The 22,049-nt window shown below is 61.9% G+C and carries 18 protein-coding genes; 9 read left to right on the top strand and 9 right to left on the bottom strand.

Going from position 1 to position 22,049, the window contains the following annotated elements; translation table 11 throughout:
• Nucleotides 1-134 precede the first annotated feature (134 nt).
• On the bottom strand, nt 135-2,399 hold the full coding sequence (gene rlmKL / locus PFZ56_RS15295; protein WP_170003317.1) for a bifunctional 23S rRNA (guanine(2069)-N(7))-methyltransferase RlmK/23S rRNA (guanine(2445)-N(2))-methyltransferase RlmL: 2,265 nt from the start codon (nt 2,397-2,399) through the stop codon (nt 135-137).
• Between the two features lie 546 nt (nt 2,400-2,945).
• Here rlmKL and rmf point away from each other — a divergent pair.
• Nucleotides 2,946-3,161 (top strand): ribosome modulation factor, encoded by a 216-nt coding sequence (rmf, locus tag PFZ56_RS15290; protein ID WP_016965693.1) that lies wholly within the window; start codon nt 2,946-2,948, stop codon nt 3,159-3,161.
• Nucleotides 3,162-3,292: 131 nt separating this feature from the next.
• Here rmf and PFZ56_RS15285 read toward each other — a convergent pair whose 3' ends face one another.
• Complete coding sequence (locus PFZ56_RS15285; protein WP_170003319.1) at nt 3,293-4,315, bottom strand: quinone-dependent dihydroorotate dehydrogenase; 1,023 nt, start codon at nt 4,313-4,315, stop codon at nt 3,293-3,295.
• 229 nt (nt 4,316-4,544) lie between these two features.
• Between PFZ56_RS15285 and PFZ56_RS15280 the strand changes: the two genes are divergently transcribed.
• The 8 genes from PFZ56_RS15280 (at nt 4,545) to cobA (ending at nt 16,261) form a co-directional block, all read left to right on the top strand.
• Complete coding sequence (locus tag PFZ56_RS15280; RefSeq protein ID WP_170003321.1) at nt 4,545-5,756, top strand: CmpA/NrtA family ABC transporter substrate-binding protein; 1,212 nt, start codon at nt 4,545-4,547, stop codon at nt 5,754-5,756.
• 15 nt (nt 5,757-5,771) lie between these two features.
• Entirely contained in the window at nt 5,772-6,347 is a 576-nt protein-coding gene (locus PFZ56_RS15275) for an ANTAR domain-containing response regulator (protein WP_102863840.1), read from the top strand.
• 329 nt (nt 6,348-6,676) lie between these two features.
• On the top strand, nt 6,677-7,888 hold the full coding sequence (locus PFZ56_RS15270; protein ID WP_102878976.1) for a NarK/NasA family nitrate transporter: 1,212 nt from the start codon (nt 6,677-6,679) through the stop codon (nt 7,886-7,888).
• A gap of 7 nt (nt 7,889-7,895) precedes the next feature.
• The gene (locus PFZ56_RS15265; RefSeq protein ID WP_394304640.1) at nt 7,896-9,566 is read left to right on the top strand and encodes a protein kinase; all 1,671 of its coding nucleotides are present in this window, start codon (nt 7,896-7,898) and stop codon (nt 9,564-9,566) included.
• A gap of 457 nt (nt 9,567-10,023) precedes the next feature.
• Nucleotides 10,024-12,477 carry a nitrite reductase large subunit NirB gene (nirB, locus tag PFZ56_RS15260; RefSeq protein ID WP_170003325.1) on the top strand — a complete coding sequence of 818 codons (2,454 nt, stop codon included), beginning with the start codon at nt 10,024-10,026 and terminating at the stop codon, nt 12,475-12,477.
• Nucleotides 12,474-12,791, top strand: a complete 318-nt coding sequence (gene nirD / locus PFZ56_RS15255; RefSeq protein WP_170003327.1) for a nitrite reductase small subunit NirD — start codon at nt 12,474-12,476, stop codon at nt 12,789-12,791. The genes nirB and nirD overlap by 4 nt, the downstream gene beginning before the upstream one ends.
• Entirely contained in the window at nt 12,791-15,511 is a 2,721-nt protein-coding gene (locus tag PFZ56_RS15250) for a nitrate reductase (RefSeq protein ID WP_170003329.1), read from the top strand. The genes nirD and PFZ56_RS15250 overlap by 1 nt, the downstream gene beginning before the upstream one ends.
• Before the next feature lie 9 nt (nt 15,512-15,520).
• Complete coding sequence (gene cobA / locus PFZ56_RS15245; protein ID WP_170003331.1) at nt 15,521-16,261, top strand: uroporphyrinogen-III C-methyltransferase; 741 nt, start codon at nt 15,521-15,523, stop codon at nt 16,259-16,261.
• 78 nt (nt 16,262-16,339) lie between these two features.
• On the opposite strand, the gene PFZ56_RS15240 is transcribed toward cobA, so the two are convergent.
• The 7 genes from PFZ56_RS15240 to PFZ56_RS15210 all read right to left on the bottom strand — a co-directional run bounded on the left by PFZ56_RS15240 (nt 16,340) and on the right by PFZ56_RS15210 (nt 21,996).
• Nucleotides 16,340-17,317: an OmpA family protein gene (locus tag PFZ56_RS15240; RefSeq protein ID WP_025128772.1), complete on the bottom strand. Its 978-nt coding sequence runs from the start codon at nt 17,315-17,317 to the stop codon at nt 16,340-16,342.
• 107 nt (nt 17,318-17,424) lie between these two features.
• Complete coding sequence (gene sigX / locus PFZ56_RS15235; protein WP_011060195.1) at nt 17,425-18,015, bottom strand: RNA polymerase sigma factor SigX; 591 nt, start codon at nt 18,013-18,015, stop codon at nt 17,425-17,427.
• Between the two features lie 87 nt (nt 18,016-18,102).
• The gene (locus tag PFZ56_RS15230; RefSeq protein ID WP_016964357.1) at nt 18,103-18,927 is read right to left on the bottom strand and encodes a mechanosensitive ion channel domain-containing protein; all 825 of its coding nucleotides are present in this window, start codon (nt 18,925-18,927) and stop codon (nt 18,103-18,105) included.
• 2 nt (nt 18,928-18,929) lie between these two features.
• Nucleotides 18,930-19,175 carry a hypothetical protein gene (locus PFZ56_RS15225; protein WP_011060193.1) on the bottom strand — a complete coding sequence of 82 codons (246 nt, stop codon included), beginning with the start codon at nt 19,173-19,175 and terminating at the stop codon, nt 18,930-18,932.
• Nucleotides 19,176-19,238: 63 nt separating this feature from the next.
• Nucleotides 19,239-20,234 carry a zinc transporter ZntB gene (locus tag PFZ56_RS15220; protein WP_102863847.1) on the bottom strand — a complete coding sequence of 332 codons (996 nt, stop codon included), beginning with the start codon at nt 20,232-20,234 and terminating at the stop codon, nt 19,239-19,241.
• Between the two features lie 25 nt (nt 20,235-20,259).
• The gene (gene rraA / locus PFZ56_RS15215; protein WP_102863848.1) at nt 20,260-20,751 is read right to left on the bottom strand and encodes a ribonuclease E activity regulator RraA; all 492 of its coding nucleotides are present in this window, start codon (nt 20,749-20,751) and stop codon (nt 20,260-20,262) included.
• Nucleotides 20,752-21,006: 255 nt separating this feature from the next.
• Nucleotides 21,007-21,996, bottom strand: a complete 990-nt coding sequence (locus PFZ56_RS15210) for an alpha/beta fold hydrolase (protein ID WP_123392283.1) — start codon at nt 21,994-21,996, stop codon at nt 21,007-21,009.
• Nucleotides 21,997-22,049: the final 53 nt, after the last annotated feature.

Genomic DNA, 22,049 nt, shown 5'->3' with positions numbered 1-22,049 from the left:
GTAGAACTCATCACGCCAGCGAGTTTGGGTGTCATCCGGACTTGGTGTGAGTTATAGCTATTAGCCACTAATTTGACCAGCGCTAAACAGCCCCCAAAGCCCGAAAAAACGGGCGTTGGGGACTTATCCGGCCATCAGCGGGCGCTGATTTTCCAAGCACGGTGAATTTTGCTGTTACGGGCAAAATCCGGGTCGATGGTTTTCGCCGTGATCTCCTCGACCTGATAGCGCGCGGCGAGGTTCTCGTCCAACTGGAACTTGCGGAAGTTGTTGGAGAAGTACAGCACGCCACCCGGCGCCAGACGGGCCATGGCCAGGTCCAGCAACTGCACCTGGTCACGCTGCACGTCGAACACCCCTTCCATGCGCTTGGAGTTGGAGAAGGTCGGCGGGTCGATGAAGATCAGGTCGAACTCGTCACGGCAGCTGTCCAGCCAGGCCATCACATCACCCTGCTCCAGACGGTTCTTGTCGGAGAAACCGTTGAGGGAGAAGTTGCGTCGCGCCCAGTCCAGGTAGGTTTTCGACAAGTCGACGCTGGTCGTACTGCGGGCTCCACCCTTGGCCGCGTGCACACTGGCGGTGGCGGTGTAGCAGAACAGGTTGAGGAAACGCTTGCCAGCCGCCTCTTTCTGGATGCGCATGCGCATCGGCCGATGATCGAGGAACAGCCCGGTGTCCAGGTAGTCGGTCAGGTTCACCAGCAGCTTGACCCCGCCTTCGCGAACTTCGGTGAACTGGCCCTGGGCGCTCTGGCGCTCGTATTGCTTGGTGCCGCTCTGGCGCTCGCGACGCTTGATCACCACACGGCTCTTATCCACGTTCAGTGCCTGGGGAATCGCTGCCAGGGCATCGAACAGACGCGCCTGGGCCTTCTCCGGGTCCACCGACTTGGGCGCCGCGTATTCCTGGACGTGCACCCAATCCTGGTACAGGTCGATGGCCAAGGAGTATTCCGGCATGTCCGCGTCATAGACCCGATAGCACTCGACACCTTCGCGCTTGGCCCATTTGCCCAGCAGCTTGAGGTTCTTTTGCAGGCGGTTGGCAAACATCTGCCCGCCCTCGCTCAGACGGGCCTGCTCGACCACCGGCGCCGGCGCAGGAGCCGGCTTGATCGGGTTACCATTCTTGTTGTACTGGCGCACTGGCGGCTCGTCTGCAGCGGTCTGGGCCTGCTCGCGTTCCAACTGGCGCTGCTCGGCAGTGCGTCGCTCACCGGTGACGAACTGGTCCGGCAGCACCTTGATCAGCAGCAGCTTGCACGGCAAGGCGCCGTTCCAGAACGAGTACTGCTTGTGGCTGCGAATGCCCATGCGCTTGCCCAGGTCCGGGGCGCCGGTGAACACCGCCGCTTCCCAGTTCAGGCAGGCCTGACGCAGGCGCTCGCCGAGGTTCTGATAGAGGTACAGCAGGCTGGCTTCGTCACCCAGGCGCTCGCCGTAGGGCGGGTTGCAGATCACCAGGCCCTTCTGGTTCTGGTCCGGACGCGGTTCAAAAGTCCCCACTTCGCCCTGGTAGATCTTGATCCAGTCGCTCAAGCCCGCGCGCTCGACGTTGTTGCGACCCGGCTGGATCAATCGTGGATCGGCCTCGTAGCCGCGAATCCACAGCGGTGGCTTGGCCAGTCCGGCCTGGGCCCGAGCCAGGGCTTCATCATGCAGTTTGCGCCACAGCGCCGGCACATGGCCGAGCCAGGCGGTAAAGCCCCACTGCTCACGCTTGAGGTTGGGAGCGATGTCCGCGGCAATCATCGCCGCTTCCACCAGGAAGGTGCCGACACCGCACATTGGGTCGGCCAGGGCCCCGCCTTCAGCGGCGATGCGCGGCCAACCGGAACGGATCAGGATCGCGGCCGCCAGGTTTTCCTTGAGCGGCGCGGCGCCTTGCTGCAGGCGATAGCCGCGCTGGTGCAGGCTGTGGCCGGACAGGTCCAGGGACAGGATGGCTTCGCCGCGATCCAGGCGCAGGTGGATGCGCAGGTCCGGATTGAGCTTGTCCACCGAAGGACGCTCGCCGGTAGGTGTACGCAGTTTGTCGACAATGGCGTCCTTGACCTTCAGGGCACCAAAGTGGGTGTTGTCGATGCCCGAACCGTGGCCGCTGAACTCCACCGCCAGGGTGCCATCGGCCAGCATGTGGTCCTGCCAGTCGACGTCGAGCACGCCGTGGTAGAGGTCCTCGGCGTCCTTCATTGGAAAGCGCTTGAGGACCAGCAGCACCCGGTTGGCCAGGCGCGACCACAGACACAGCCGATAGGCCGTCTCCATGTCGGCCATGCCGCGCACGGCAGAAGTGTGCTCACGCGCTTGCTCAAGGCCAAGCCCGACGGCTTCCTCGATCAGCAGGCCTTCAAGGCCTTTGGGACAGGTGAGGAAGAGTTCATAACGATCCGACATGGGAGTACCAGGGCCTTTGGCAATAAGTGAACGGACAACGCATCGCCCGTTCGGTTTTCAATCAAGCGCTTTTCTTCAAGAGCGCTCGTGTGGCACGAAACTGTGCCGTCCCACCCCGGCAGGCAGGCTTTCTTGCAGGGCAAAAAAGCTTAGAGGCCGGGACAGATAAAAAAGTCAGGGCAACAAAATGACATAAGTCGACCCTTCGTCGAATAGTAGTTGAGTGCAACCGTTCGACATTCTCACTAAAGCATTAACCTCATCATCTAGTGAGAGGCTGATCACAGCGGGCTTTGCCTGGCAAACAAGCTAAAAAACCCGTCCCGGCTTATGGCCTGGACAGCATTATCGTTACGTCCTTATGACAAAACGATCATTCACTTGCTGTGACCTATTGGTTAGAACTCAACACAGGTTGGCGCCGCAATGGCGTCAACATCAAGGCTCGCCACGCCGGCAGCGAGCACCAACGGCAGAGACAATCTGCCCGACCTCAGAAGAAGGTCGACGGGACATAAGACAGTCAACAAGTGAGGGAAACACCCTATGAGAAGACTAAAGCGTGATCCGTTGGAAAGAGCATTTTTACGCGGATATCAGTATGGCGTTAATGGCAAGTCCCGTGAGCTTTGCCCATTTACTCTACCGTCGGTACGCCAAGCCTGGATTAACGGCTGGCGAGAAGGACGCGGCGACAACTGGGACGGTATGACTGGCACTGCGGGCATCCACAGACTCAACGAACTTCGCGCTGTCGGCTGATCAGGGCACATTCCGACACCTACAACTTGAATAGATGACGACTTAACCACGCACGCCCCATCCGGGCGGCGGGCTTCGGCCCAGGGGCTCCTTCGAGGAGCCCTTTTTTATGGCCGCGCTGGCACCCGTTCTTATTGGCCCATGGCCGCGATGGCATCCACCGACTCGCGAATCAACGCCGGCCCCTTATAAATGAAGCCCGAATACAGCTGCACCAGGCTGGCGCCCGCGGCGATCTTCTCAGCCGCGTGCTTGCCTTCCGTGATGCCGCCCACGGCAATGATCGGCAAGCGACCGGCCAGTTCGGCGGCCAGGACCTTGACTGTGTGGGTGCTCTTGTCGCGCACCGGCGCGCCGGACAGGCCGCCTGCCTCATCGCCGTGTTCCATGCCTTCGACGCCTTCGCGACTCAAGGTGGTGTTGGTGGCGATCACCGCGTCCATGCCGGTTTCCAGCAAGGCCCGAGCCACTTCAACGGTTTCCTCATCACTCATGTCCGGCGCGATCTTGATCGCCAGGGGCACGCGTTTGCCATGAATGCTCGCCAGCTCCTGCTGACGCTGGCTCAGAGCCGACAGCAGCTGCTTGAGGGACTCGCCAAACTGCAGGCTGCGCAAGCCCGGGGTATTGGGCGAGCTGACATTGACCGTGACATAACTGGCATGGGCATAGACCTTGTCCAGGCAGATCAGGTAGTCGTCCACCGCCCGCTCCACCGGGGTGTCGAAGTTCTTGCCGATATTGATCCCCAGCACGCCCTTGTATTGGGAGGCGGCCACACGCGCCAGCAGATTATCGACCCCCAGGTTGTTGAAGCCCATGCGGTTGATGATGGCTTCGGCCTGAGGCAGGCGGAAGATCCGCGGCTTGGGGTTGCCCGGCTGCGGACGCGGGGTGACGGTGCCGATCTCGACAAAGCCGAAGCCCAGTTGAGCGAAGCCATCGATGGCGGCGCCGTTCTTGTCCAGACCGGCAGCCAGGCCCACCGGGTTCGGAAACTCCAGGCCCATGACCTGCACCGGCAACTGCGCCGGCGCCTTGCACAACAGACCGTTAAGGCCCAAACGCCCGCCCGCACCGATCAGGTCCAGGGACAGATCGTGGGAGGTTTCCGGGGAGAGTTTGAACAACAGCTGGCGGGCCAGGGTATACATGGGCGGGATGAACTCGGTTGGCGGTGAAATAAGGCGCCGATTATAGCCGCGCCCAGGGCTTGCAGGCGAGGCGCAGAATGAAATCCCCGACAATGGCATATGCCTTGCACCCACTTGCTCATCAGACCTGGACCAATGGCGGCCCAGGTTCAAGGACAACGGCGTCGTCACCCACACAGGCTTTGCCTGGCCAGTGGGTACGACGCTTTTTTATGCAAGGTGCCAAGCCATGACTGAACACCCCAACTGCGCACTGGCCTGGGTCAACGGCAGCGATGCCCCGGAAAAGTCCGCCATCAACCTGGGCTTCATGGCCCTGACCGATTGCGCCTCGGTGGTGGTGGCCGCCACCCAGGGCTTTGCCCAGCCCTACGGCCTGACCCTGAACCTCAAGCGCCAGAGTTCCTGGGCCGGGCTGCGGGACAAGCTGGTGAGTGGCGAACTGGACGCTGCCCACAGCCTGTACGGCCTGATCTACGCCGTGCACCTGGGCATCGGCGGGACCCATCCCTGCGACATGGCGGTGCTCATGGGCCTGAACCAGAATGGCCAGAGCATCAACCTGTCGCGGGAACTGCAAGCCCTCAAAGTGACCAGCCCTGAAGCATTGGACCGCCATGTGCACCAAAGCCGGGCACGACTGACCTTCGCCCAGACCTTCCCCACCGGTACTCACGCCATGTGGCTGTACTACTGGCTGGCCAGCCAGGGCATCCACCCGCTGCAGGACGTCGACAGCGTAGTGGTGCCGCCGCCGCAGATGGTGGCTCACCTGCAGGCCGGGCGCATCGACGGGTTCTGCGTCGGCGAACCCTGGAGCGCCAGTGCAGTGCAGCAGGATCAGGGCTTCACCCTGGCCACCAGCCAGGCAATCTGGCCGGATCACCCGGAAAAAGTCCTCGGCTGCACCCGCGCCTTCGTCGAGCAATACCCCAACACCGCCCGGGTCCTGGTCATGGCGATCCTCGAGGCCAGCCGCTTTATCGAACAAAGCCCGGAAAACCGCCGCAGCACCGCCCAGTTGCTGAGCGCCGCCGATTACCTGAATGCACCGCTGGACTGCATCGAGCCGCGGCTGCTGGGGGCTTACGCCGACGGCCTGGGCAATCGCTGGCAGGACCCCCACGCCCTGCGCTTTCACCACCATGGCGCCGTCAACCTGCCTTATCTGTCCGACGGCATGTGGTTCATGACCCAGTTCCGGCGCTGGGGCCTGCTGCGGGAAGACCCGGACTACCTGGGCGTCGCTCGCCACGTGCAGCAGCTTGAACTCTATCGCGAAGCCGCCAGCGCGCTGGGCATCACCGCCTGGGACCAGGACATGCGCAGCAGCCAGTTGATTGATGGCAAGGTGTGGGACGGCTCTGAGCCTGCCGCCTATGCCCGCAGCTTCCGCCTGCATGCGATGAACGACAGCCCTGCCCTTGCCGCCCAGCGCTGACCGGAGCCCGCGAAAATGCTGCGTATCCTGCTGATCAACGACACCGCAAAAAAAGTCGGAAGGCTCAAGGCCGCACTCAGCGAAGCCGGTTTCGAGGTGATTGACGAATCCGGCCTGACCATCGACCTGCCGGGCCGCGTCGAAACGGTGCGCCCGGACGTGATCCTGATCGATACCGAGTCACCCAGCCGTGATGTGATGGAGCAAGTGGTGCTGGTCAGCCGCGATCAACCGCGGCCCATCGTGATGTTCACCGATGAACACGATCCGGGGGTGATGCGCCAGGCGATCAAGTCCGGGGTCAGCGCCTACATCGTCGAGGGTATCCAGGTCCAGCGCCTGCAACCGATCCTCGACGTGGCCATGGCGCGCTTTGAAAGCGACCAGGCCCTGCGCGCGCAACTCCAGGCCCGGGACCAGCAACTGGCGGAGCGCAAGCGCATCGAGCTGGCCAAGGGCCTGTTGATGAAGATGAAGGACTGCGACGAAGAACAGGCCTACACCCTGATGCGCCGTCAGGCCATGGGCAAACAGCAGAAGCTGATCCAGGTCGCGGAACAGATCATCGCCATGCAGGAACTACTCGGCTGACCTGTGCCCCGTAGGAACCGGCTTGCCGGCGAACAGGCCTCTGAACCTTGTGCCAGTGTTGAGGGCGCCTTCGCTGGCAAGCCAGCTCCTAAAGCGAGCCTGCATCGGCCGCCGGTTGGCGCGGCTCTTGCTATCAAATCCTCAACGGTAACCAACGGCGGTTGCCCCACCTACGACAAAGACGTCGCGCACCCTGCTTGCCACAACGAGCCGGATGCCGACGTTTTTTCGTTTTGGCCCCACTGACCGGGGTCGGTGGCGCGGCCGTGGCGGCGCTCCACCTGCAAGCTCATGACGACTCCAACGACTCTTATCAGCTGAGGTGCGCGATGAATTCAAGCTTCTGGAAATCCGGCCACACCCCGACCCTGTTCGCAGCCTTTCTGTATTTCGACCTGAGCTTCATGGTCTGGTACCTGCTGGGCCCCCTGGCGGTACAGATTGCTGCCGACCTGCACCTGAGCCCCCAGCAACGCGGGCTGATGGTGGCCACACCGATCCTCGCCGGTGCAGTGCTGCGTTTCATCATGGGCCTGCTGGCCGATCGCCTGTCGCCCAAGACCGCCGGCCTGATCGGCCAGGTGATTGTCATCGGCGCTCTGTTCGGCGCCTGGAAGCTGGGCATCCACAGCTATGAGCAAGCCTTGCTACTGGGGGTATTCCTCGGCATGGCCGGCGCCTCTTTCGCTGTGGCCCTGCCCCTGGCCTCCCAATGGTATCCGCCACAACACCAGGGCAAGGCCATGGGCATCGCCGGTGCCGGCAACTCCGGCACGGTGTTCGCCGCGCTGCTCGCTCCGGTGCTGGCAGCGGCTTTCGGCTGGAGCAATGTCTTCGGCTTCGCCCTGATCCCGCTGCTCCTGACACTGGTGCTGTTCGCCTGGCTGGCGAAGAACGCCCCCGAGCGGCCGCGGGCCAAATCCATGGGCGACTACTTCAAGGCCCTGGGGGACCGCGACAGCTGGTGGTTCATGTTCTTCTACAGCGTGACCTTTGGCGGTTTCATCGGCCTGGCCAGCGCCCTGCCCGGCTATTTCAATGACCAGTACGGCCTGAGCCCGGTGACTGCTGGCTACTACACCGCCGCCTGTGTCTTCGGCGGCAGCCTGATGCGCCCTCTGGGCGGCGCCCTGGCGGACCGTTTCGGCGGTATCCGCACTTTGCTGGCGATGTACAGCGTGGCGGTGGTCTGCATCGCCGCCGTGGGTTTCAACCTGCCCAGTTCCTACGCTGCCCTGGCCCTGTTCGTCTGCACCATGCTGGGCCTCGGCGCCGGCAATGGCGCGGTGTTCCAGCTGGTACCGCAACGTTTTCGTCGGGAAATCGGGGTCATGACCGGGCTGATCGGCATGGCCGGAGGCATCGGCGGTTTTGCCCTGGCCGCAGGCATGGGCGCGATCAAGCAGAGCACCGGCAGCTATCAACTGGCACTGTGGCTGTTCGCCAGTCTCGGGGTCCTGGCCTGGTTCGGCCTGCACGGGGTCAAGCGCCGCTGGAGAACCACCTGGGGCTCCGCTGCCGTAACTGCGGCACGGGTCTGAGCGCGCCATGAGCCTGCAACTGAGCCATGCCGAGGCCAGCGCCACCGGACCGCGGACGGAAAATCAGGACGCCTTGCGCCGGGTCACCCCGGCGCCGGATCTGGCGGCGAGCAAGGGCCTGCTGTTCGCCATCGCCGATGGCGTCAGTCAGTGCGCCGACGGCGGCCTGGCAGCGCGTTCGAGCCTGCAGGCCCTGGCCCTGGATTACTACGCCACCCCGGAAACCTGGGCCGTGGCCCAGGCCCTGGAACGCCTGCTGACCGCCCAGAACCGCTGGCTCCAGGCCAACGGCGGCGGCCAGCCCCTGCTCACCACCCTCAGCGCCCTGGTACTGCGGGGCCGGCGCTTTACCCTGGCCCATGTCGGCGACTGCCGGGTCTACCGTTGGCACCAACAGCAGTTGCAACGCATCAGCGAGGACCATGTCTGGGACCAGCCGGGCATGCAGCATGTGCTCAAGCGCGCCCTGGGCCTGGACCAGCATCTGGTACTGGACTTCCTCGATGGCGAACTGCGCCAGGGCGAAAGTTTCCTGATGCTCAGCGACGGGGTCTGGGCCAGCCTGGGCGACAGCGCCATCGCCGCCATTCTGCGGGACCAGCCCGACCTGGACAGCGCGACACAGACCTTGGTCAACGCAGCGCACCTGGCCGGTAGTCAGGACAATGCCAGCGCGCTGCTAGTGCGGGTCGACGCGCTTGGCGAAAGCAGCCTCGGCGATGCCCTGCTGCACTTGCAACAATGGCCCCTGCCGCCGTTGCTGAAACCCGGGCGACGCTTCGAAGGCTGGCAGGTGGAGAGCCTGGTCAGCCAGAGCCAGCAATCGCTGCTGTACCGCGTGCGTGACGAACAGCACCAGGCCTGGCTGCTGAAAACCCTGCCGGCGGCCCTGCACAACGACCTGACGGCCTGCCAGGGGCTGCTGTCCGAGGAATGGCTGCTGCGCCGCGTTGCCGGACGGTATTTTCCCCAGGTGCACGGTGGCACTGCGCGCCAGCATCTGTATTACCTGATGCGCGAATACCCCGGTCGCACCCTGCAACAGCTGTTTCGCTACAACGGCCCCCTGCCCCTGGACCAGTGGCAGTCCCTGGCCGAGCGCCTGCTGCGGGCCGTTGGCCTGCTGCACCGCCGGCAGATCCTGCACCGCGACATCAAGCCGGACAACCTGCTGCTGGGGGACGACGGCGAACTGCGGATTCTGGATTTCGGCCTGGCCTACTGCCCGGGCTTGTCGGCGGACCTGGCGCACCAGCTGCCCGGCACCCCGAGCTATATCGCCCCGGAAGCCTTCGCCGGCGAACCTCCCAGCCCGCAACAGGATCTCTATGCGGTGGGTGTCAGCCTGTATTACCTGCTGACCGGGCACTACCCCCATGGCGAGATCGAAGCCTTCCAGCGCCCGCGCTTCACCGCTGCTGTTCCCCCCAGCCGCTACCGCCCGGATCTGCCGCAATGGCTGGAGCAAAGCCTGGAACGCGGGGTCTGTGCCGACCCGGCCCAGCGCTATGAAACCGCCGAAGAATGGCTGTTGGTGCTGGAACAGGGTGAACGCCGCAGCCTGAGCCTGCGGCCGCGCCCCTTGCTGGAACGGGAGCCGCTGAAGGTCTGGCGCGGCCTCGCCCTGCTCGCCCTGCTGCTCAACCTGATATTGCTGCTGGCACTGCTGCATCGTTAGCGCCCCGCGTCCCCACGGGCCGTTCGCAGCCTGCGGCAGCGGCTACACAACCCTCGGCTGCCTTGGGCCTGTAGCCGCTGCCGAGCCATAGCGAGGCTGCGATAAGGTCCGCAGGACCTTGCTTGACGCCCCCCAGACCGCCCATCGCCCCCCCCCCACAGCCCCCAAGCGCCGAAACAGGGCGCAGCGCCTCAATCAGGTGCAACGGCCACACCCGACATCCCCGGAAACCTGACCCAGGCCCCATAAAACCGCGCCCTCGGCAACTTGGCACAAGCGCTGCATGAGAGCGGACAACAGACATAAAGCCCGGCCTTCAACGACGAAGGCAGGCTTCCCGAGAGAACGGGATCGGACAAAGGCGTCCTCGTCAGGCCACTGACGGGACGCCTTTTTTGTTTGCGCGCAGTTTTTCGAGCCAGGCCGCACTGAACCTGCCTGAGCTCCGGAGAAGCCCATGAAAAGACTCAAACTGGTAATGATCGGCAACGGCATGGCCGGGGTCCGCACCCTGGAAGAGTTGCTCAAACTGAGCGACGAGCTGTACGACATCACCGTGTTCGGTGCCGAACCCCACACCAACTACAACCGCATCCTGCTCTCGCCGGTGCTGGCCGGAGAACAGACGTTCGAGGACATCGTCCTCAACGACCTGGACTGGTACCTGAACCACAACATCAAGCTGCTGCTCAATCGCAAGGTGGTGGAAATCGACCGGATCAAGCGTCGAGTGATCGCCGAGGACGGCAGCGAAGCCGAGTACGACCGCCTGCTGATCGCCACCGGCTCCACACCCTTTATCCTGCCGATTCCCGGCAAGGACCTGCAGGGGGTGATCGGCTATCGCGACATTGCCGACACCCAGGCGATGATCGACACGGCCAAGACTCACACCCATGCGGTGGTGATCGGCGGCGGCCTGCTGGGCCTGGAAGCTGCCAACGGCCTCAAGCTGCGGGGCATGGACGTGACCGTGGTGCATATCGGCGAATGGCTGCTGGAACGGCAACTGGACCAGACCAGCGGCCAGTTGCTGCAAGGCGCCCTGGAAAGCCGTGGCCTGAAGTTTCGCCTGTGTGAACAGACCCAGGCCCTGATCGATGCCGGCAATGGCCGGGTCGGCTCGGTGCAGTTCAAGAATGGCGAGATCATCCCCGCCGATCTGGTGGTGATGGCCGCCGGCATCCGCCCCAACACCGAGCTGGCGGAACGGGCCGGCCTGCCCTGCAACCGTGGGATTCTGGTCAACGACACCCTGCAAACCTTCGACCCGCGTATCTACGCCATCGGTGAGTGCGCCAGTCACCGCGGTATCGCCTACGGCCTGGTGGCACCGTTGTTCGAACAGGCCAAGGTCTGCGCCAATCACCTGGCCCAACTGGGCTTCGCCCGCTACCAGGGCTCGGTGACGTCCACCAAGTTGAAGGTCACTGGCATCGATCTGTTTTCCGCCGGGGATTTCATGGGTGGCGACGGTACCGAAACCATCACCCTCGCCGACCCCATTGGCGGGGTCTACAAGAAGCTGGTGATCAAGGACGACGTGCTGGTCGGCGCCTGCCTGTATGGAGACACCGCGGATGGCGGCTGGTATTTCCGGCAGATCCGCGAGCAGCAGGCCATCGGCGAGATCCGCGACCACCTGATGTTCGGTGAGAACGCGTTGGGCGACGTCGGCCATCAGGGCCAGGACAAGGCCATGAGCATGGCCGACACTGCCGAGGTCTGTGGCTGCAATGGGGTGTGCAAGGGCACCATCGTCAAGGCCATTCAGGAACAGGGGCTGTTCAGCGTCGACGAGGTCAAGAAGCACACCAAGGCCGCCAGCTCCTGCGGCTCCTGTGCCGGGCTGGTGGAGCAGATCCTGATCAACACCGTGGGCGGCGCGGCGGACGTCAAGCCGAAAAGCGAAAAAGCCATCTGCGCCTGCAGCGACCTGAACCACGGGCAGATCCGCCAGGCGATCCGCGACCAGCACCTGCTGACCATCGCCGGCACCATGAGCTACCTCAACTGGCGCACCCCTAACGGCTGTGCCACTTGCCGTCCGGCGCTGAACTACTACCTGATCTCCACCTGGCCGGGGGAAGCCCGGGACGATCCGCAATCGCGGCTGATCAACGAACGGGCCCACGCCAACATCCAGAAAGACGGGACCTACTCGGTGGTGCCGCGGATGTGGGGCGGCGTGACCAATCCGTCCGAGCTGCGACGCATCGCCGATGTCGCCGACAAGTACCAGGTGCCCATGGTCAAGGTCACCGGCGGCCAGCGCATCGACCTGCTGGGCATCCGCAAGGAAGACTTGCCCGGAGTCTGGAAAGACCTGGACATGCCGTCCGGCCACGCCTACGGCAAATCCATCCGCACCGTGAAGACCTGCGTCGGCAGCGAGTTCTGCCGCTTCGGCACGCAGAACTCCACCCAGCTGGGAATCGAGCTGGAACACGACCTGTTCAACATGTGGTCGCCGCACAAGGTCAAGCTGGCGGTCTCCGGTTGCCCGCGCAACTGCTCGGAAGCCGGGATCAAGGACGTGGGCATCATCGGCGTCGATTCGGGCTGGGAGATGTACATCGGCGGCAACGGCGGGATCAAGACCGAGGTGGCGGAGTTTTTCGTCAAGCTCAAGACCGCCGAAGAAGTGCGCGAATATAACGGCGCCTTCCTCCAGCTGTACCGCGAAGAAGCCTTCTACCTCGAACGCACCGTGCACTACCTGCAACGGGTCGGCATGGAACACGTGAAAAAGGCCGTGCTGGAAGACCCCGAACGGCGCAAGGCGCTGAACGAGCGCTTGCAGTTCTCCCTGTCCTTCGAGCAGGACCCATGGCAACAGCGCCTGGCCGAGCCGCAGCTGAAAAAAGAGTTCGAGTCAATCCCCGTAAAACAACTGGAGGTGCCGGCATGAACTGGCTGGATATCTGCGCCCTGGAAGAGATCAATTCCCTGGGCTCGCGCATCATCAAGGGCCCCAAGGGCGATATCGCGATTTTTCGTACCAGCGATGATCAAGTCTTCGCTCTCGACGATCGCTGCCCGCACAAGGGCGGCCCCCTGTCCCAGGGATTGATCTACGGCAAGCGCGTAGCCTGCCCGCTGCACAACTGGCAGATCGACCTGGAATCCGGCGAAGCCCAGGCCCCGGACACCGGCTGCGCCCATCACCATCCGGCGCGGGTGGCAAGTGGCCGGGTGCAGTTGGCCCTGCGGGATGCCGGCTGATGAAGCCGCAGAGCACGGCCTCGACCTGTTGCTACTGCGGGGTTGGCTGCGGTGTGCTGATCGAGCATGACGGCCGGCAGATCCTCGGGGTCAGCGGCGATCCGGCGCACCCGGCCAACTTCGGCAAGCTGTGCAGCAAGGGCGCCAGCCTGCATTTGACCGGCGACCGCAACGCCCGCGCCCTGTACCCGGAGCTGCGCCTGGGCAAGGACCTGGCTCGTAGCCGCTGCGACTGGGACAGCGCCCTGGAGCATGCCGCCGGGGTATTCGCCCAGACCATCGCCGAGCATGGCCCGGACAGCGTGGCGTTCTATGTCTCCGGGCAACTGCTGACCGAGGACTATTACGCCTTCAACAAGCTGGCCCGGGCCCTGGTGGGCACCAACAATATCGACAGCAACTCACGGCTGTGCATGTCCTCGGCGGTGGTGGGCTACAAACGCAGCCTGGGGGCCGATGCGCCGCCTTGCAGTTATGAGGACCTGGAGCACAGCGATTGCGTGGTGATCGTCGGCAGTAACATGGCCTACGCCCATCCCGTGCTGTTTCGGCGCCTGGAACACGCGAAAAGCCAGCGTCCGGACATGAAAGTCATCGTCATCGACCCGCGTCGTACCGACACCTGCGATCTGGCCGACCTGCATCTGGCGATTCTGCCGGGCACCGATGTCGCGCTGTTCCACGGGATTCTCCACCTGTTGCTGTGGGAGGACTGGGTCGATCGGGACTTCATCCGAGAACACACCGAGGGCCTGGCCGAGCTGAAGCTCCTGGTCCGCGACTACACCCCGACGATGGTGGCGCAACTCTGCGGTATCAGCCTTGAGCAACTGCAGCTGTGCGCCCAATGGATAGGGACGGCGCCCAGCTTCCTGTCGTTGTGGTGCATGGGCTTGAATCAGTCCAGCGCCGGCAGCGCAAAAAACAGTGCGCTGATCAATCTGCACCTGGCCACCGGGCAAATCGGCCGAAAGGGCGCGGGGCCCTTCTCCCTCACCGGTCAGCCCAATGCCATGGGCGGGCGCGAAACCGGCAGTCTGAGCAACCTGCTCCCCGGGCACCGGGAAGCTGCCGATCCCCAACATCGCGCTGAGGTCGCCGCTTATTGGGGGGTGGAACAGTTGCCAGCCAGCCCCGGGCTGACCGCTATCGAATTGTTTGAACAGCTGCAAAGCGGTCGCATCAAGGCCTTGTGGATCGCCTGTACCAACCCGGCGCAGTCGCTGCCGGACCAGAACGCGGTGCGTGCGGCCCTGCAGCACTGCCCGTTCGTGGTCCTGCAAGAAGCCTTCGCCACCACGGAAACCGCGGCCTTTGCCGACCTGCTGCTACCTGCCGCCAGTTGGGGCGAGAAGGAAGGCACGGTGACCAACTCGGAACGGCGGGTTTCTCATGTGCGTCAGGCGGTAATCGCACCCGGTGAGGCACGGCCTGATTGGGCCATTACTGTGGATTTCGCCCAACGCCTGGAGCGACGCCTGCGGCCCGGGCAGCCGAGCCTGTTTGACTTCGATTCCCCAGCCCAGCTGTTCGATGAGTACAAAGGCCTGACCCAGGACCGCGATCTGGACCTGTCCGGCCTCAGTCACCAGTTGATCGACCGTCTCGGCCCACAGCAGTGGCCCTTCCCCAGCGGCGCGACACAGGGCACGCCGCGCTTGTATGGGGATGGGCGTTTTCCCACCGCCACTGGCCGTGCGCACTTTGTCTGCGACCCTTACCTGCCCGCCAAGGAACAGCGCGATGCCCGCTTTCCCCTGACCCTGATCACCGGTCGGCTGCGGGACCAATGGCACGGCATGAGCCGCACCGGCACCGCGGCGCAGCTGTTCGGCCATGTCAGCGAAGCACTGCTGAGCCTGCATCCGGACGAACTGCGGCGCCAGCGGCTAAGGGAGGGAGATCTGGTCAACCTGAAAAGCCGCCGTGGCAGTGTGATCGTCGCCGTCAGCAGCGATGACAGCGTGCGTCCCGGCCAGGCCTTTGTGCCGATGCACTGGGGCGATCGCTTCCTCAAGGGCGGGGTCAATGTCGTCACTCAGCCGGCCTTCGACCCTCTGTCCAAACAACCGGAACTCAAACACAGCGGCGTGCGCCTGGAGCCGGTGCAACTGCCTTGGCAATTGTTTGCCCTGATCGAAGGCGACGTGCAGGCGCACTTCAGGGCTCTGCGCCCCCTGTGCGAAGCCTTTGCCTATGTCAGCCTGAGCCTGACCGGTCGCGAACGTCCGGCCCTGGTGATTCGGGCCGCTCATCAGGAGGCGCCGCAGCCGGCATTGCTCAAGCTCATCGATCAGCACTTGGGGCTCGAAACTGGGCCGGTACTGGCCTATGACGATCCGCGTCGGGCCATCGGCAAGCGGGTGCGCATCGAACAAGGGCGGATCACCGCGATTCGCCTGGCCGGCGAAACCCTGGCCCAGCACTGGCTGCAGGAACTGTGGCTCGAGGGGCGCGCCGATGAGCAACTACGGCGCTGGTTGCTGGCGCCGATGAGCAGCCCGCCGGGGGCCAGCGGCCTGGGCGGGGAACGGGAGCGGACCCTGTGTAACTGCAAGAACGTCAGCTACCGGGCGGTCTGTGCCGGTATCGCTGAAGGCCTGAATCTCGACCAACTGAAACAACAACTGGGTTGCGGTAGCCAATGTGGCTCCTGCGTGCCGGAGATCAAGCGCCTGCTGGCGACTCCGGTGCAACCTGTCGTCGCCATCCCTGTGTGAGGAAAACGTATGAGCGCAAAAGTCTGGCTGGTAGGTGCAGGGCCTGGAGACCCCGAGCTGTTGACCCTCAAGGCCGTACGCGCCCTTGGCGAAGCCGATGTGGTGTTGATCGATGATCTGGTGAACAGCGCGGTGCTGGACCATTGCCCCACAGCGCGGGTCATCCCGGTGGGCAAGCGCGGTGGCTGTCGCTCCACGCCCCAGGCCTTCATTCATCGCCTGATGCTGCGCTATGCCCGGCAAGGGCGCTGCGTGGTGCGCCTCAAGGGTGGCGATCCATGCATTTTCGGGCGAGGTGGCGAGGAAGCTCAGTGGTTGAAGGAACGTGGGATCGAGGTGGAGTTGGTCAATGGCATCACCGCCGGACTGGCGGGTGCGACCCGTTGTGATATTCCCCTGACCCTGCGAGGCGTGGCTCGGGGCGTGACGCTGGTGACCGCCCACACTCAAGATGACAGCAGCCTGAACTGGCAGGCTCTGGCTCAAAGCGGTACGACCCTGGTGATCTACATGGGGGTGGCGAAGCTGGCGGAGATTGCCGGGCACTTGCGCGACGGCGGTCTGGCAGCCGATACGCCGGTGGCGATGATTGAAAATGCCTCGCTGCCTGAACAACGGGAATGCCGCAGCGATCTGGCGGGGATGGAGCGCGATGCCCTGCGCTTCGAGTTGAAGAGCCCGGCGATCCTGGTGATCGGTGCAGTGGCGGCCACAGAGTCCGCTGTCCAAGACTCTGCGTGCCAAGCCTGAGTCGCGCCTCTGGGCCAGGTAAATCGCAGACAAAGAAAAACCCGGCCTAGGCCGGGTTTTTCCAAGCTACAAGGCTAATTACTTAGCTTGAGCTTCAACCGATGCTTCTACGCGACGGTTAACTGCGCGACCAGCTTCAGTTGCGTTGTCGGCAACTGGGCGGGACTCACCGTAACCAACGGATTGAACGCGGTTAGCGCCAACGCCGTACTGGTTGACCAGAACTTGTTTAACGGCGTTTGCACGACGCTCAGACAGCTTCTGGTTGTAAGCGTCAGGACCGACGGAGTCAGTGTGACCTTCAACAACGGTGGTGGTCTGTGGGTACTGATTCATGAAATCAGCCAGGTTCTTGATGTCAGCGTAGCTGTTAGGCTTAACGACCGACTTGTCGAAGTCGAACTTAACGTCCAGCTCAACACGAACAACTTCAGCAACTGGAGCTTCTGGAGCTGGCTCAGGAGCTGGAGCTGGAGCAACTGGAGCTGGAGCAACTTTGCCGCCGCTGCCACCGAAGTTCACACCCAGACCGATAGTAGGAGCGTAGTCCCACTTGCCGTTGTCCAGCTTGTAGTCAGCTTCAACGCCGGCACGGGCGAACAGGTTGTCGGTGAAGTAGTACTTAACACCAGCGCCTGCAGTCAGGAAAGTCGACTGGTCGCGGCCGCTGTGACCGTCAGCGATCACGTTGGTCATGCTCTTGTGAGCAACACCGCCGGAAACGTATGGACGCAGAGCGTCACCCACGGTACCAAAGTGGTACTGAGCGTTCAGGCCGAAGTTGTCGCCTTTGATTTTCTGGTTACCAGTACCGTCGTTAGAACGGGTGTGGTTGGTCTTGTCGTAGGTGGCGTTCAACGACAGATCGTCGGTCAGGAAGTAACCGATCGATGCGCCTGGGTTGAAGCCGTCTTCAACGTGATTAACGCTGTCGTTGTACTGTTTTTTGTAAAACAGTTCACCCTCGACCGCGCCTTGGCCTTGCGCCAGAACGCCGAACGAAGTCACGGCAACAATAGAACCAATGGCAATGCCCAAGGTGTTTTTCAGTTTCATCCGTTAAATCCCCATCTGGTGATTGTAAAGCAGTCCCACATACCGGGGGACAACTCGGCGGTAAGTCTATCAGAACTCACCTAGACGTAAGAGATATTTGCGCCGAACTAAGTTTCAGCAATGCCTGCAAATTTCTCACGCAATTTATCAAGAGCACGTTTGTAACGCATTTTTGTAGCACTCAACCCCATGTGCATGATGTCCGCGATCTCCTGAAACTCCAGTTCTGCGACAAATCGTAGCACCAGAATTTCTCGATCAATCGGGTTCACATGCACTAGCCATCGGTCAAGTCCGCCCTTCTCCTCAGGTTTCGGCGCCTTCTCTTCAGAGGCCTCCTCGAGGGGGTCAAGACTTAAAGCGTCCATCAACCGACGCTTGCGCCGCTCCTTGCGATACTGCGTGATGCATTCGTTGTACGTGATGCTATATAGCCATGTCTTGAACTTCGATTTGCCCTCAAAGTTCTTAAGGCCATACAGCACCTTCAACATCACCTCCTGACAGACATCATCCGCATCACGATCGTTCCCTAGATAACGCGCACAAACATTAAATAGGGTCCGCTGATAGCGTCGCATCAACTCTTCATAGGCGCGTGTTACGTGAAACAGCTCCGTATGTGAGCGCGCAACCAACTCCTCATCAGAGAGCTCACGGGGGTCATAGCGCGTGGATAGCGATTGGGTTTTATTCAAAACGAGTCGTGCCGACAGTCAGGTCAATGTCCGCCGCAGCCCGATGAGGGCATTTTGCGGCGGCATACATTAGCAGGGTTTGCCGGGTTAGCGGCTACTTACATGCTGCTCCAGCAGGATCCGATTGGACAGAGAGACTAGCTCACCCTCCTCGGTCAGCAATGTAGTTTTAACCGTGCCGATCTCTTCGATCTGGCCTTCGACCTCACCAACACGTACTTGTTGCCCAACCTGGTACAACTCACGCACATAGATTCCCGCAAGAATCTGTCCGGCAATTTCCCGGCTTCCCAAACCCATCGCCAGCGCAACGGCCAGACCAACGGTAATCAATACGATCACGATCACATGGTTGAGCAGGTCGGTTTTGACCTCCAACTGACTGATCGCAACGGAAATACTGATGATGATCACCAGCCCCTGGGCAATCCGTCCCAGGCCACTGGCGTAATCGAGGCCTACACCTTCCGCCGCTCCGCGCACCAGACCGTTGGCCAATTGCGCCAGCAGAACCCCCACCAACAGCACCAGCGCAGCACCGAAAACCTTCGGCAAATACAGCGCAAGCATGTCGAGCGTAGCCGAAACTCGCTCAAGGCCAAGGGATTCAGCAGCAGAAACCAGAAAAATAAGCAGAACGAACCAATAGACGATCTTGCCGATCAAGGTCGAGATCGGTACTTGCAAGCCCGCGCGGGACAGCAATTTGGTCAAGCCGGTACCGCCCATCAGGCGATCCAGGCCCAGCTTGGCCAGCAATTTCGACAACAGGGTATCCAGCAGCTTGGCCACCACGAAGCCCAGCAACAGCACCACCAGCGCGCCGAACAGGTTCGGAATGAAGTTCGCTACCTTGGTCCACAAGGCAGTCATCGCCGTGACGAGGCTCTGCGTCCAGAGATCAAGTTCCATATTCAATCAGCCTTATCAGCAGTGCGAGCAGAAGATTTACGACGGGAAACCGGCGCGATATGGGCCGATCCGTTATTCAAGGCGATCATCAGCGCCGGCAGCCAGCGGCCCAGCAGGCTGAACAGATCCCCCGCACCAACCTGGCGGTTGGCGGTTTTCAGTACGCGGCCCAGGCAGGCATCGTCATCGCGGCTCGATGGCGAAGCTTTGAGCATGTCACGCAAAGACTGTTCAAACGGATCGTGCATACGCACCTCGGGTGATGTCTGGAAAAGACGCGATCAGATTTATTCGGGTCACATGACGCATCATCACACCCAGCGCAAACGGCGAAACAACCACCATTGTCCCAGGGCCACCGACACCAGCAGCAGGCAGGCAATGATGAATCCGTAAGGGCTGGCGGAGAACGGAATGCCGCCGACGTTGATCCCCAGAAGACCGGTGAGAAAACTCATGGGCAGGAAGATCCCGGTGATGATCCCGAAGCGATACATGGTTCGATTCATGCGTACGCTCAAGCGCCGGTCTTCGGCCTCCAGCACAAGCCCCACGCGCTCTCGAGTCAATTCCAGCTCTTCCAGGTAACGGGTAAGGCTGTTGTGCAGTTCATTCCAATAATCACCATCATCGACGGCGAACCAGGGCAGTTTTATCCGACTCAGTTGGGAGAAAATATCCCGCTGCGGTGCCAGGAAACGCTTCAGTCCGGCAGCCCGGCGACGGATCTGCAAAATACTCCCATGCTCCGGGGTATACCGTTCGTCGGCATCTAGCTTTTCTTCCTCAGCATCGACCACTTCAGAGAGATCGCTGACCAGATCCTGCACTTTATGGGTCAGGTATTCGGCCATATAGAGGAGGAGCTCGGCGGCGGTTTTCGGCCCCTTGCCCTCGGCCAGTTGTACCAACAGCTCATCGGTGGCCCGCAAAGGCCGCAAGCGCAGAGAAATCACCCGCTGCGCGGACGCAAAGATGCGCACCGAGACCATGTCTTCAGGCTCGGCTCCCGGATTGAGATTGATGCCCCGCAGAAACAGCAGCAGTTCCGACTCCGGCAAGGCCAGCAAGCGCGGCCGGGTATTTTCCTCCAGCAGCAGATCACAGCTGAATTCGCTCAAGCCGCTGGAGCGGCGCAACCAGGTCTGGGTTTGCGGATGACTGCGATCCCAATGCAGCCACAGGCTTTCATGGGCCTGTAGCTGCAGATCGTCAAGCTCAGTCCGGGCTATCGAACGCGCACCACCTTCACCATCCAGCACCAGGGCATGCACCAGCCCCCATTGCGCGTTTTCTTCCTCGAACATCCTCATCCCTTGTCAGGCCAACTACTTATTCAGGCATTTTCAGCGGGCTCGGCGACACGATCACGCCGTTGTTATCGGCGTAGACATACTGGCCCGGACGGAAAGTCACACCGGCAAAGGTCACTGCCACATTGAGATCACCAATGCCACGCTTGTCGGTCTTCATCGGGTGGCTGGCCAGGGCCTGGACACCGAGGTCAGTCTGCGCGATGACATCCACATCGCGGATGCAACCGTAGATCACCAGACCTTCCCAGCCATTTTTCGCCGCCTTCTCGGCCAGCAGGTCGCCCAGCAGCGCGCGACGCAGGGAACCACCGCCATCAACCACCAGTACCTTGCCGTGCCCCTTGAGTTCGACTTGCTCCTTGACCAGCGAATTGTCTTCGAAGCACTTGATGGTGACGATTTCCCCACCAAAGGAATCGCGACCACCAAAGTTGCTGAACATGGGCTCAACCACCTGTACCAGGTCCGGGTAGGCGTCGCACAGGTCGGGAGTGAGGTAATGGTTCATCGAGAAACTCCTGTAGCAGAAAGAACACGATCGAAGGTATCGGCAAATTCCAGGGGCTGCCTTGGAAATACGAGCTCAAGCGGCAGATGTTTAACCCACAATGCCTGAGAAGCTGATCGGCCTGTCGCGTATTTTGCAGCCGCCTCACTGGAACGGAAAGTCGACTCAACAACTGAATGTGACCAAAACAGCACAATGCGTCATATCTTAGCCGCAAGCGTTATCGAGCGAAATGCCCTTCTCAGAGCCCTCGCATCAGACCGCAGCCACCTGCTCGGGCGCTGAAACCAGCAACGGCGTGTGCTGATCCTTGAGCCAGCGCTCCACTAACGGCCAGACCTCAGTCTGCGCCGGCTTGCTCACCAACATCTCGACATGACCGAAATTGCTACTGAACCCTAGCTCACGCCCCAGGCAGACAAATTGTTTCTGCTCGCTGGCCAACTGATCGAACAACTTGCGACAGGCCCAGGTCGGGTCCTGGTGATCCCCAGTTGCGCTGACCGCCAGCACCGGCACTGAAACCTCCGCTAGCCCTGCCCACCAATCCTTATCAGCATCGCCAAAACGACCGAACAGGCCATGCCAGCGCATGCTTTCCAAGGCCAGGCCAATGGGCTCGTCTTCCGGACCGCGCTTGAGCCGGGAACCGGAGAGTTGGGCAAAACGCTTGATGACCAGGCGCCCGCCCCACTCCACCATAGGAATTTTCAGCGGCCAGTAGGTGCGACTGACCTGGGTGCCGAAAAACGCTGCCGAAGCCACCCCCGCATCCCCCAGATACTGCCCACCCAAAGCCGCCGCCAGGGTGGTACCCCCCAGGGAATGGCCAATCCAGTGCGGTATTTGCGCACTTTGCTCACGAACGAAGGCCGCAATCGCCGGCAGATCGTAACGCGCGTAGTCAGCCACCCGATTCTTGCGGTAATCGGCATTGCGTCGCGACAGACCGTGACCGCGCATCTCGGGAATCCACACATCAAAGCCCGCTCGGGCCAGATAGGCCCCGAGGCCAATGCCCTTGGGCGAGTACCAGAAACGCCGGTTGGAAAAACTGCCGTGAAGCAGGACCACAGGCACACCCCGGGCCTCGTGCTCATCAGCCAGCCCCAGGCGGGTCACCGCCAGCTCTACGGAGCTGTCCGGACTGTTGCCGGGTTTCAAGCGATAGACATCTTCGCTGAGGTCGCCTCGACGCTCGGCACTGATCAAGGCGACGGGAAATAGATTGCTGCTGCTTTGCATATTCTTCTTGCACAAAAAAGGGCGGCATCCAGAAGAAGCACGCCCTGCTTGAA

It is taken from the genome of Pseudomonas danubii, from assembly GCF_042980055.1.
Taxonomy (GTDB): domain Bacteria; phylum Pseudomonadota; class Gammaproteobacteria; order Pseudomonadales; family Pseudomonadaceae; genus Aquipseudomonas; species Aquipseudomonas danubii.
Note: the sequence above shows the minus strand (reverse complement) of the source record. Positions and strands in the feature narration are given on the sequence as shown.